Annotated in this window: 11 protein-coding genes and 1 riboswitch; of the genes, 4 read left to right on the forward strand and 7 right to left on the reverse strand. The window is 52.5% G+C overall.

The window, feature by feature from the left end:
• Nucleotides 1-17 precede the first annotated feature (17 nt).
• Both MHI43_RS03090 and MHI43_RS03095 read left to right on the forward strand, forming a co-directional pair.
• On the forward strand, nt 18-1,568 hold the full coding sequence (locus MHI43_RS03090) for an extracellular solute-binding protein (protein WP_012818795.1): 1,551 nt from the start codon (nt 18-20) through the stop codon (nt 1,566-1,568).
• Between the two features lie 158 nt (nt 1,569-1,726).
• Complete coding sequence (locus tag MHI43_RS03095) at nt 1,727-1,903, forward strand: aspartyl-phosphate phosphatase Spo0E family protein (RefSeq protein WP_009594144.1); 177 nt, start codon at nt 1,727-1,729, stop codon at nt 1,901-1,903.
• 34 nt (nt 1,904-1,937) lie between these two features.
• On the opposite strand, the gene MHI43_RS03100 is transcribed toward MHI43_RS03095, so the two are convergent.
• From MHI43_RS03100 to MHI43_RS03125, 6 genes are all read right to left on the reverse strand, one after another.
• On the reverse strand, nt 1,938-2,753 hold the full coding sequence (locus MHI43_RS03100; protein WP_036664667.1) for a TatD family hydrolase: 816 nt from the start codon (nt 2,751-2,753) through the stop codon (nt 1,938-1,940).
• A gap of 88 nt (nt 2,754-2,841) precedes the next feature.
• On the reverse strand, nt 2,842-3,675 hold the full coding sequence (locus tag MHI43_RS03105) for an ABC transporter ATP-binding protein (protein WP_036664665.1): 834 nt from the start codon (nt 3,673-3,675) through the stop codon (nt 2,842-2,844).
• 54 nt (nt 3,676-3,729) lie between these two features.
• Nucleotides 3,730-4,497, reverse strand: coding sequence for an ABC transporter permease (locus tag MHI43_RS03110; RefSeq protein WP_012818798.1), 768 nt, complete (start codon nt 4,495-4,497; stop codon nt 3,730-3,732).
• Nucleotides 4,494-4,787 carry an MTH1187 family thiamine-binding protein gene (locus tag MHI43_RS03115; protein WP_036664663.1) on the reverse strand — a complete coding sequence of 98 codons (294 nt, stop codon included), beginning with the start codon at nt 4,785-4,787 and terminating at the stop codon, nt 4,494-4,496. The genes MHI43_RS03110 and MHI43_RS03115 overlap by 4 nt, the downstream gene beginning before the upstream one ends.
• Before the next feature lie 87 nt (nt 4,788-4,874).
• Nucleotides 4,875-5,906 (reverse strand): ABC transporter substrate-binding protein, encoded by a 1,032-nt coding sequence (locus tag MHI43_RS03120; protein ID WP_012818800.1) that lies wholly within the window; start codon nt 5,904-5,906, stop codon nt 4,875-4,877.
• A 121-nt stretch (nt 5,907-6,027) separates the two neighbouring features.
• A riboswitch (TPP riboswitch) is annotated at nt 6,028-6,137 on the reverse strand.
• A gap of 172 nt (nt 6,138-6,309) precedes the next feature.
• Nucleotides 6,310-6,693 carry a VOC family protein gene (locus MHI43_RS03125; RefSeq protein ID WP_302847903.1) on the reverse strand — a complete coding sequence of 128 codons (384 nt, stop codon included), beginning with the start codon at nt 6,691-6,693 and terminating at the stop codon, nt 6,310-6,312.
• A gap of 258 nt (nt 6,694-6,951) precedes the next feature.
• Here MHI43_RS03125 and MHI43_RS03130 point away from each other — a divergent pair, with 258 nt between their 5' ends.
• Nucleotides 6,952-8,487, forward strand: coding sequence for a GGDEF domain-containing protein (locus tag MHI43_RS03130; RefSeq protein ID WP_036664657.1), 1,536 nt, complete (start codon nt 6,952-6,954; stop codon nt 8,485-8,487).
• Between the two features lie 205 nt (nt 8,488-8,692).
• The gene (locus tag MHI43_RS03135; RefSeq protein WP_036664655.1) at nt 8,693-9,739 is read left to right on the forward strand and encodes an EAL domain-containing protein; all 1,047 of its coding nucleotides are present in this window, start codon (nt 8,693-8,695) and stop codon (nt 9,737-9,739) included.
• Nucleotides 9,740-9,971: 232 nt separating this feature from the next.
• Here MHI43_RS03135 and MHI43_RS03140 read toward each other — a convergent pair whose 3' ends face one another.
• Nucleotides 9,972-12,275 (reverse strand): glycoside hydrolase family 65 protein, encoded by a 2,304-nt coding sequence (locus MHI43_RS03140; protein ID WP_012818804.1) that lies wholly within the window; start codon nt 12,273-12,275, stop codon nt 9,972-9,974.
• Between the last annotated feature and the right edge of the window lie 44 nt (nt 12,276-12,319).

The raw sequence follows: 12,319 nt of genomic DNA on the forward strand, positions 1-12,319 counted from the left end.
AACAGGGAGGTCTAATGATGAAAAAAATGGATGCAAAGCCGAGCAAGTCGTTTTTGAAAATGTCGGGGGTGCTGCTCTTAGCAAGTTCGCTCTTGCTTAGCGCATGCGGCAGCCGCGGCGGGAGTCCCTCGAGCGGCAGCGAGGGCGGGACAGACAGCAGTGAACCTACAAGCATCACGATACAGACCTTGAATTATGCCACCGAATTCATAGACAACACGAATCCGCTTTGGAAAGAGCTGGAGAAACGCACCAATACCAAGCTGAATATTACGTGGCTGTCCCCATCCACGGCCGAAGAGAAAATCAATGTCATGCTTGCGTCCGGCGACCTTCCGGAGGTTACTTTCGTGGAAACGATGCAGAACCCGCAGCTGCAGAAGATGCTGAAGCAGGGAGTCTTCTGGGATCTGACCCCTTTTCTCAAAGACTACCCCAATTTAAATCGCGAAGAGCTGAAGGAAATGTGGGAAATCACCAAGGTGGACGGCAAGAACATCGTGATTCCGCGTTACTACCCAAGCTATGGGGGCGGGGTGTTCCCGATGATCCGCAAGGATTGGCTGGATGCCCTTCAGCTGGAAACGCCAAAAACGCTGGATGAGTTCCATAATGTGTTAAAAGCTTTCAAGGAACAGGATCCGAATGGTAACGGACAGGCGGATGAGATCCCATATGCCGCTAATCCGAGCGCGCTCGCGTATATTTATAATATCTTTAATGAAACGCAAGGGGCCTGGAAGCTCCAGCCGGATAACACCCTGTCTCCGATTATTACGTCGGACGCGTCAAGGGAGGCCATGCTGTGGATCAAGCAGGCTTATGACGAGGGCCTGTTCCCCAAAGACTTTGCCATCATGAAGTTCTCCCAGGTGATGGATACGATGCGCAGCGCCAAGGCAGGGGTTGGGGGCATGTCCATGAACCATGCCTGGGTAACCGGCAAAGCCGTGAAGGACGTTGATCCCAAGGCGGATTTGATGCCGCTTGCTTACTTGGAGAATGCTAACGGGGTGAAGTATACGCCTTCAGGCTCCCCGTACTATGGCGTGTACCTCATTCCGAAGAAAGTGCCTGAGGCCAAAGTCAAGAAGATCCTCGAGTTCTTCGACTATGGCTACAGCCAAGAAGGAAACGAGATGCTGACCTACGGAATCGAAGGCGTCCATTACAATCTGGAGAACGGAAAGAAGGTCGCAACGCCGCAAGCCGTCACCGATAAGACGGGAGATGGAAATCTGAACAATATGATTCACCTCGTCAGCGACGATATGGCTATCAATGCGGTAGGGATGCCGGACGAGGTGTATGAACGAAACGTAGAGATCGTTACGGAGCGCAAGACGGTTAAGGTGCCGAATCCTTCAGGCGAGCTCTACTCCGAAGCCTATAACAAATACTATCCCGAGATTTCCAAGAAAGTAGAGGATATGCGGGTCATGGTCATCACCGGCAAGGAACCGGTTGAATCGTACGATAAATTGATCGAAACGATTAAAAGCGATCCGAAGATGAAGGAGATTACAGAGGAGATCTCGAAGGCGTATCAGGAGAAATTTGTGAAATAACCGAAATCCAAACCACAATGCGAGTGAGCTCGCATTGTGGTTTTTTTTGTTTCTTGGGACCTGTCCCTTTCAATTTTAGGCCCCTGATGTCTAACATCAAACATCCTATAATTTTACATTAAAGCATAAAATATTACATGAGGGGAGGACAAAAAGTCATGAAAACGAAGGAAGGCATTAGGTTTGATATCGAGCAGGAAAGAAACAAGCTTCATAAAATGAAGCAGCGGTATCGTGATTTTAACCATCCTAAAGTCCTCAGGCAATCGATCGTGCTCGATGAACTGATTAACCAATATAACCGGTTCCTTAAAGAAAACAAACCGATTGCGTAAACAACCGGCTTGAATGGAACGGGAATTCTTTTTTTTATAGATCGTAAAGTCTAACCGCATTCTCGTAAAAAATCCTGCGAGCCTCGGAAACGGTCAGCCCGCGAAGCTCGGCCCATGCCGCCGCTGCGGAAGCCGTCATCTTAGGATGGGTCATCTGTCCGGTGAACGGGCCATCGAACGGCCAAGGGCCGTCGGTTTCGGTCATGACAAGATGCTCCGGATACATACGGGCAATATCGCGAATTTCATCCTCATAAAGAATGTCGGGCGTGAAGGAGATATAACAGCCTTTATCCGCCATCCGCTGCAAGGTGTCACGGGAGCCCTTGAACCAATGGAAATGGGCGCGGGTGACGCCATGTTTGTCGAGCAAATCACATGCGGTATCCGCATCTTCATATACAGCGTGCAGTATCACCGGTTTATGATGCCGCTTCGCAAATGCTATAAATTGCTCAAGCAGGCATTCGTAAGGGCGGTTATCCCACGGCCGACCCTCCGTTTCGGCTTCCAGTCTGGCATAATAGGGCAGGCCGACCTCTCCGACGGCAATCATGTCGTCGACATGATTAGCCATCCAATCCAGCAGCTCCTTGGTTTCTTCAGGGGAAGGGACGGGCTGTTCCGGATGATAACCAAATGCCGGCCGCACCAACGGTCCGTACTCCCTGGCCAGCTCCAGGTTTCGCTTGCTGGAAGCCAGGTTCATGGAAACGGAGATGATGGTCTTAACTTCGCTTTTGCGGATATCCGCAAGAATCGTTTGCTGATCGGAGAAGGCATAAGAATCCAGATGAATATGGGTGTCCAGCAGAGGGAGATTCGTTTCCGTCTGCGTGAATGATTTCATCGTTATATCACCTCGCTTGTTCGCCTCCAAGGAGCGCTCTTGAATGATGGATACTGGAGCTTAGGCAATTGTATCCTGCCTATGCGGCTCAACGCTTGTGCTGTTCTTCGCGCATGATGGCGGAGATTTCGGTTTTTAGCGCGATAAAGGACGGGTCGTTCAGGATGTCTTCCCTGCGCGGACGGGGAAAAGGGACCTCCACCCGTTTCAGGATCGTGCCGGGCCGCGCCGACAGGATATAGATGCTGTCCGAGAGCAGCAGCGCTTCCTCGATATGATGGGTAATCATCAGCACCGAACGGCGCGTATCCTCCCAGATATCGAGCAGCCAGCGCTGCATATCGCTGCGTGTCAGCGCGTCGAGCGCGCTGAACGGTTCGTCCAGGCACATAACTTCCTGCGGACTCATCAGCGCGCGCAGAAAGGCGGCCCGCTGCTGCATCCCCCCTGAAAGGGTATGCGGATACGCCTTCTCGAAGCCGGCAAGTCCGGCCCGTTCCATCCAGCTGCGGGCATTTTCCCTGGCGGTGGTTTTCGAGGTGCCTCTCAGCTCCTCGGGAAGGAGCACGTTGTCCTCCACCGTACGCCAAGGGAAGAGGGCCGGCTGTTGAGGCATATAGGCGATGCGGCCTTTCTCTCCGGTCACGTCTTGACCGTCCATGAGTACGGAGCCTGCATCCGGAGCCGTTAACCCCCCGATGATATGGAAGAGCGTGCTCTTTCCGCTGCCTGAAGGACCGATCAAGGAGACGAATTCCCCGGGCTGCACCTGAAGCGAAAGGCCATCCAGCACGTGCACTTCGCTGCGCCGTTCGCGGAAGGTGATATGAAGGCTGCGAACCTCAAGGGCAGGCGCTGGCGGGACCGCGGTAGATGACTGGCGCTGCCAGTCATGATCCGGCAGGGATACTTGATGTGTCATGTCGCTAAACAGCCTCCTTTTATATAGGTTGGAAAATGTCTGTTCACCGTGGTTTTAACCTTTTCGATTCCAGCGGATCAGGCGCTTCTCCAGCAGGGTGATCAGCAGCACCATCAGCAGGCTGAGCAGGACGATGATCAGAATGGCAACAAACACCCGGTCCGTGCGGTAGCCGGATTTTTGCAGCATCATATAGTAGCCGATGCCCCGGTCCGAGCCGATCCATTCCCCGATCACGGCCCCCATGACCGAATAGGTGGCCGCGATGCGGATCCCTGAGAAGATGGAGGGGAGCGCATGCGGCAGCTCCAGCTTGGTGAAGATCTGCCATGAAGTGGCTCCCGCCATCTGCATGTAATTCATCATGGTGCGGTCGGTACGCGCCAGTCCGTCCAGGGCGGCAACGGCTACGGGGAAGAAGCAGACCAGGGTAATCACGATAACCTTGGGCAGCATGCCGAAGCCGAACCAAATCATGAGGAGCGGGGCGAGAGCGATCGTCGGCACGTTCTGGCTAAGAATAAGAAGCGGATAAAGGGCGGTTTTGAGAAAAGGCACCAGATGCAGGGCCAACGAGATGACAAGGCCGATCGCCGTACCGATCATAAATCCGACCAGGGTTAATTGCAGCGTGGCCAGCGTATGCTGAAAAAGGCCGGAGGCGCCGGTGGCGCCGGTGGCGGCTTCATGCCCGATGGCCGTCGGCGCTGGCAAAATATACGGCTCTATATCGAATACCGATACCGCGGCCTGCCATACCGTCAAAAAGAAAAGGACCGCCGCAGCGGGCGGCCAAACGGAGCTCCACCAGCCTTTTCTCATGGACGGTATTTCTCAGTCAGCTTATCCATGCTGATGCCGCCCGGATGGTGCGCGATTTTGACCTGGGATATGACGCTGGGACTTCCCGCTTTCACCAGCGCCTCATGCATGCGCTCAACGATCATCAGCAGCTCGGAAAGCTCTCCTTCCAAGGTGGTTTCGAGCGCATGGACCTCGTATTTCACGCCCGACTCTTGAATGACCCGAATCGCTTCATCCACATAAGGAATGCTGTCGCCTCCATCCGGCGTTCTGGGTATCACTTGTATGCTCAAGAGGGTGTTTGCCATCTAAACTCATCCTTTCATGCAAGCTATATTGTAATGGAAGAGAGCCAGCCTGCCGGACAGGCGTCTCTCTTCCTAATTAAATGCATCCTATGGTTTCTCCGGTAAAAATTCATTGGTGAAGGCGCTGTCCGCATCAAGCTCCTTCTCGAGCAGCTTGCGTTCAAACATCCAGTCTGCATACCCCGACCATACTTCGGCTTTCTGCTCGCCCCAGCGGGCAGCATCATCCTGATAGCGGGGACTCAGCCATTTCTGGCTGGCAAGAACCAGCTCGGCATCCAGTTCGGGAACGGCCTTCGTCAGCAGGGCAGCCGCATCCTCAGGATGTTGAATCGCATAGTCGTATCCTTTTGAGGTCGCCCGCATGAATGCTTTGACAAGCTCCGGGTCCTCCTGGATCAGCTTCTCGTTCGTTACGATCACCGGCGTGTAATAGTCAAGCTGCTCGGAGTAGTCCTTCACATAGATCATGTCAAGTGGCTCGTTCCGGAGCTCGGCTTCGATACCGGTCCAGGCATAGAAGATCCAGGCAAAATCAATATCGCGTTTGACGGCCGTAAAATAATCGGCATCGCCCATGTTAACCATATTTACTTTGCTGACATCGGCACCGTCGATCTCCATGATGGATTTCATGACGGCTTCCTCAACAGGCGAGCCCCAGCCGCCGTAGGATTTCCCTTCAAAATCGCCAGCCTTGACGATCCCCTTGTCCTTGGGGGCGGCAAAGCCGGATGTATTATGCTGAATAATCGCCGCAATGGAGACAAGCGGCAGGCCTTGGGTTCTGGCAAGCGTGACGCCTTCCTGGTAGCTGATGCCAAACGGCACCTTGCCGGATGCGACCAGCGTATCCGTTCCGCCCGCCCCCGGCTGGACGATCTGGACGTTAAGCCCTTCTTCCTCATAATACCCGAGCTCCTTGGCTGCATACAGTCCGGTGTGGTTTGTGTTGGCCGACCAATCGAGCATCAGCTGTACGTCGCGGAGCTTTTCGGCTGCCTGGCCGTCTGCGCCTTCGGTACCTGTATTTTCGTTCTGTCCGCCTGTACCGCATCCCGCCGCAACCATCAGCAGGGCGCAAGCGAGAAGCAGTGCCATCCATTTTCCCTTCTTCATCGTGTCTTCTCTCCTTTGAATTCTCTTTCTCTTTCTATGACCTCGTTAACTCCACAAAAAAAGCGCCCTGAATGATATCAGGACGCATGACGGCGTAAGTGTATACCACGGCAAATCATAGCTGCCGCAAACATGGACTTCCTACGCTGGCATTACCCAGATCAGGTGTAAGGGTCAGTATCATCGGATACACTCTCAGCCGGCCAAATTCCAGCTCCCCCGGGATTTATGAAGTTTCGGACGTTACATCCGTTATTATAGTCCTAACGCAAAGACCTGTCTAGTTCGGAAGGGATGCGAACGAGGCAGGTCTTCGTATTGGACATGGCTTGTGCAGTTGGAAGAATGAACCCCGTTAACCATTCACGGGATGAAGCAATTAAAGGATCCTGTTCGCCAGCGGTTAGCGCTGGAAGAACTCAATCCATTCTCCTTCGGGACCGTGCACGAAGAAATAGCGGTACCCGTTCGGAAGCGTTACGATTTCCTCGTCAAGATGAGGTACGTCCAGTCCCTGAACGCGCGCATATTCCGCTTCGATGTTATCGGTGCTGACTGCGAAATGATGGACGGTGCCTTCTGCAGGAAGCGTGTCGCTGTAACCCTGGATAAGCTCGACTTCCGTTTCGTCGCTGCCGTTAAATCCGAGGAATGCCAGCTGGATGACGCCATTGGTATGGGTAAGGCGATCCTTCAGTTCAAGTCCGACGACGGTTGTGTAAAAAGCAATCGTGGCTTCAAGGTCCCGGACGACAATGCCGACATGATCCAATCGTTTCTGTGACAAGGCTAAACCCCCTTTCCGATTCATATGAGATATGACTGAAATGTTATCACATAATCCCTATACGTCAAGTGGGTCTTGAGGACGGCGATTTTTTGGGGCGCGATGGTTTAATAGAGTAGAATCGATGGTCTTTCTTTCATTTCCTCATCTTTACTTTTAGGTGGGTAAAAAGTATCATGAGAACTATAACTATTAATTCAAAAGACCTAACAAACAAGCGTTGAAGAAAGCTTGCCTTTTGGCCGAGGAGGAATGCTTATGAGTCCAACTCCAGCAGATCATCTGTGGATTCGACTCGCCATCATATATGCATTCATTCAGATAATGACCGTTCTGTGGATGCCTGATGCTTTATTGCTTCAGCGTGTTCTAGTCATTATGGCTTCCGCTGCCGCTTCCGTCTATTTACTACGGATCAGTCGGCATTACGAGCCGCATCTTCGAAGGTTTTGGCTTATCGCAAGTGCCGGGCTGATGGCGGATGCCTCGGCTCGAATCATCGATGCTTGTTATTTTTGGCTGGGGAAAGAGAGCGCTTCCCGGACAATATTGACTCAATTATTCTGGGGATTCGAAATCATCCTGTTTGCAGGTTCCCTCATTTATTTGTTCCGGCACGTTCAAGGTTCGTTTCGGGGAGTTCGGTTTATGCTGGATATCGTGATCGTTGGCATAACGGTCATGACGGTAGGCTGGGAATATTTCATCAAGCCCGAGCTTAACGGTTTGGCGAATGAAGCCTTGTGGGGAAAGCTGTGGGTGGACATGCTGTACCCGCTGTGCGCAACGGTGCTTATTTTCTTCACCCTGGTGTTGTATTTTAACACAGGGCAGCTAAGGAAACGGGCAGTCTTCCTGATATGCCTTGGCGGGAGCATGTACATTGCCGCCGATGTTCTGCATATGTATCTCGTCGATTATAAGGGTGTTGAAGTTCGTTCATACCTGTACCCACTGTATACGTTATCGGTATTCATCATTGGTTTGGCAGGAGGGCGGTCAGCTCCCGATGCCCGAAATCAATCGTTGGATGAGAGGGAGCCCCGTTCGTTCGGAAATCTGATCGTAAGATATCTGCTTCCTTACAGCGTGCTTGGCGGGATGTTTGCCCTTATGGTGCAGCGGTTCGGAGGATGGAACGGGCTTTTTACCGGCTTATCCCTCTGCGTCATCCTGATTCTGATCAGGCAGATCCTGATCCAGTTCGAGAATGACCGCTTGTTTGACCGGCTGCATCAAAGCTTGATGCAGAGCGAGACCTTGGCGCATCGCGACGATCTTACGGGACTCTATAACCGCCGCTACTTTAACGCGAGGCTGTCGAGCTCGCTGCAGGAGGCGGACCGTGCGGGTTCCCGCGTTGGGCTGCTGTATATGGATATGAACCGTTTTAAACGAGTGAATGACCGCTACGGCCATCGTGCCGGCGATTTGCTGATTCGTAAGGTCGCGACCCGTCTTCAAACCCTTGAATCCAAAGGCGTTCTGGTTTCCCGTTTAGGAGGGGACGAATTTACGGTAGTGATTCATCCGGCCGGCGAGGATCAGGAACTGATCTGGATGGCGGAAGAGATCTGGACGATGCTGAGCGAGCCGTATGAGCTGGAAGGGCATGAGGTCCGAACCACGCCGAGCATCGGCATCGCGGTCTATCCGGATCATGCCAGGAACGACCAAGAGCTGATCGGTCGCGCGGATGCAGCGATGTATGCGGCGAAAGAGCGAAACGCCCGCTGGCATTTCGATGTGGAACGAACGATGCTGCTGCAGCTGTTGGATCAAAAAGTCGAATAGACAAAAGACTCTGGTATCGACAATGTGTTGTTAAGAGCAATATAAGTCGATTATTGTAGAATTTAGCGCAATCATTGCACGAATCTTGCGCATTTCTCGCAAAATAGGTCATAACTTCGATATAAAATCCATAAAATGCAAAGAAATCATATTCAAAATGCCGATAAGAAGCATAGTGAGAGCTAGCTTGCCAAGGAGGACGAACATGATTTGCGACAATTGCAGCACCTTTGAACCGATTGAGGACCAGGGGACCATTCATATGAAGCCTGCAAGTGGTGAGCTTATTCAATTGCTGGCAGTGAACGGCTACGCGGTACAAGAGAACAATGAGGGTTGTGCTGTGAACTACAAGGTACGAGCGGACCTGATCTCCATCATCGAGTGTCTGCAACCCCTTCCGCTGAAGATTCGTCAAGAGCTGTCCTTCTGTGTTACCCGTGGAGGAGCTCCGCAAATCCGGCATTCGTGGATCCCTATGCAGAAGTTCGAACTGCAGATGGAGCATTATGATATGGTGAATGTCATTTTACATAAGCAGTTTACGAGCTACATGCAGCCTATCGTGGATCCATCCGAGCAGATCGTGGCCTATGAATTTCTCCTTCGACCGGTAGAGTGGGGACTCCGTTTCCAGCCGTACGAGCTGTTTGAGACAGCCCGAAAAACCGGACTGCATTCATTTCTGGACCAGGCGGCACGAACCAGTGCGATTGAGACCAGTGCCGAGTGGCTTCCGATCGGCGTGAAGCGGTTCGTGAATTTCCTGCCGTCCTCGATATACGATGCGCAGATGTGTCTGAGCCACACCTTCAATACGATCGACAGGCTCCATCTGGATCCGAGGGATTTCGTATTCGAGGTGGTGGAAACCGAGAGAATCGACGATGTGAAGCATTTGCAGTCGATATTCGAGGTATATCGAAGCCACGGCATCTCGGTAGCCATGGATGACGTCGGCGCAGGTTATTCCACATTGGAGCAGATGATTAAGCTTAAGCCGGATTATGTGAAGATCGACCGGAGTCTTATCGACCATTGCGATCGAAATCCCGCCCAGCAGAAGCAGCTCGAAATGATCACGAACATGGCTCATGATTTCGGGGCCATGGTGCTTGCAGAAGGCATCGAGAGACGGGAGGAGTTTCATTTTTGCCGAGATATCGGGATCGAGCTTTCGCAGGGGTATTTGTTTGGGAAGCCAGCCGAGCGCCCTCCGCGTGATCCTCATACTCAACTGATCTATTCATAACATACATAATCGGCATTTCCCCCGCACGGAGGCGCAAAGCGATGGCATTTATCTGATCCCGGCTTATGGCTGAAACCGAACCTGCAGATGATGCCTGACATGGACGAAGACGGGTTCTTCAAGAATGAGCCATGATGTAGAGGAGCCCGTTTTCTGTAAAAACAAGAGCCCTGGAAGATTTTCCAGGGCTCTTGTTTTTGTATGGGCCGGCGCATTGAAGCTCCAGTGCCTTTTATCTTGCAGCCGTTACCTCTCCAAATCCGCTGATGGCGTATTCCTTGCCGTTCACGTTCAGGACAGCGGGCGTATCCGTTTCGTTTACGATGAGGGTTTCATGGCCTTTGACGTTAACCTTCAGGCGGGATCCGCGGAACATCACCTTGAAGGAGAAGGAGGACCAATGCCCCGGAATGAACGGGTTCAGATGCAATACGCCGTCCTTCACGCGCAGGCCGCCGAAGCCATGCACAACCGACATCCAGGTTCCTGCCATGCTGGTCGTATGACAGCCGTCCTCGGTATCGTTGTTGTAGTTGTCCAGATCCAGGCGGGCTGTACGAAGGTACATCTCGTACGCCTTTTCCTGGTACCCGAGCTCGCACGCGAGAATGGAGTGTACGCATGGCGAGAGGGAGGACTCGTGTACCGTGAACGGTTCATAGAAGTCGAAGTTGCGTTTTTTTGTAGCCAGATCGTACCGGTCGCCAAGGAAGAACAATCCTTGCAGCACGTCGGCCTGCTTAATGTACACCGAACGCAGAATGCGGTCCCAGGACCAGTTCTGGTTCAGCGGCAGGTGGGCAGGGTCCAATTCCTTCACCGGAACCAGCTCCTTGTTAAGGAAACCGTCCTGCTGCAGGAAGACGCCGAGTTCCTCGTCTACCGGGTAGTACATTTTGCTGATGATATCCTGCCATTTGGCCGTTTCGGCATCCTGCAGGGCAAGCTTCGCCGTAAGCTCGGCATAGCGGGAATTCTCATTCTCTTTCAAATACTCCAGCACGTCGAGCGTGTATTCCATCGTCCAGCTGGCAATGCGGTTGGTATACCAGTTGTTGTTGACGTTGTTCTCGTACTCGTTTGGGCCGGTAACGCCCAGCATCATATACTGGTCCTTCGCCGGCACGTAATTCACGCGCTCCTCCCAGAAACGGGAGATTTCCACGAGCACTTCCAGACCGTATTGGCCGAGGTAAGAGAAGTCGCCGGTATAATTGACATAGTTATAGATGGCATAGGCAATCGCGCCGTTACGGTGGATTTCTTCAAACGTAATCTCCCACTCGTTATGGCATTCCTCGCCGTTCATCGTCACCATAGGATAGAGCGCCCCTTTGGTGAAGCCGAGCTTTCTGGCATTTTCCTTCGCCTTTTCCAGGTGCTTATAACGATAGATCAGCAGGTTGCGCGAGATGCTGGCATCGGCGGTGCTCAGATAGAACGGCAGGCAATAAGCCTCGGTATCCCAGTAGGTGCTGCCGCCGTATTTTTCCCCGGTAAAGCCCTTAGGCCCGATGTTCAGGCGGTCGTCTTCGCCGCTGTAGGTTTGGTTCAGCTGAAAAATGTTAAAGCGGATCGCTTGCTGGGCCGCCACATCGCCTTCGATGACGATATCGCTTTCCTTCCATTTGTCGCCCCAGGCATCTGCCTGCTCCTTCAGCAGCTGTTCAAATCCGGTCTCCACCGCCGGTTCCAGCACGGCACGCGCAGCATCCACCAACTCGCCGAATCCATGATTGCGGGAAGTGACGTTGGCCACGTATTTATAGACGGTAACGGCTTCGCCTTCGGATACGGGGACGCTTACGCGGTTCGCGGCATATTTCTCCTTCTCGATCAGCTCGGCTTGAAGATCCAGCTTCGCCCCGTTCTTAACAAGGTAATAAGACATAACGGAGGTAACATGGAAATCGAGCTTTTTGGTTTTTACGGTCAATGCGGCCGAGCCTTGCGCGGCTTCCTTGAATACCTCCAGCCAGAACTTCTCGTCATAGTTGGAGTCTTTGTTCTTCACATCGCCATCGAGATAAGGCGTAACCGTAAGTTCTCCAGCGAAATTAAGCGGCGTTACGGCATATCGGATGGCACCGATCTCGTGGCGTACAATGCTGACAAAGCGAACCGCCTCGATCTGGAGCTCCTTGCCGTCTTCCATGACAACGGTGAAGCGGCGGGAGAGGAAGCCTTCCTTCATATTCAGCTCGCGCACAAAATCCTTCACCGTGCATTTGGCCAAATCCAGCGGCGTGCCGTCGATTTCAATGCCGATGCCGATCCAGTTGGTGCTGTTCAGCACTTTGGCGAAGTATTCAGGATAACCGTTCTTCCACCAGCCTACGCGGGTTTTATCCGGATAATACACCCCGGCCATGTAACTGCCCTGCAGGGAGGAACCGCTGTAGGACTCCTCAAAGTTGGCGCGTTGGCCCATGAATCCGTTACCGATACTGAAGATACTCTCTGAGATTTCATGCGTGTGAGGATCAAAGCCCTCTTCAATAATTGACCATTCATCAAGCTTTAAATATTGTTTCACAATCATCGGCTCCTTTAGGTTTAGGAAAAATGGTTGCATATCTA

The sequence above is a fragment of the Paenibacillus sp. FSL H8-0457 genome (assembly GCF_038051935.1).
GTDB classification, from domain to species: domain Bacteria; phylum Bacillota; class Bacilli; order Paenibacillales; family Paenibacillaceae; genus Paenibacillus_AQ; species Paenibacillus_AQ lautus_A.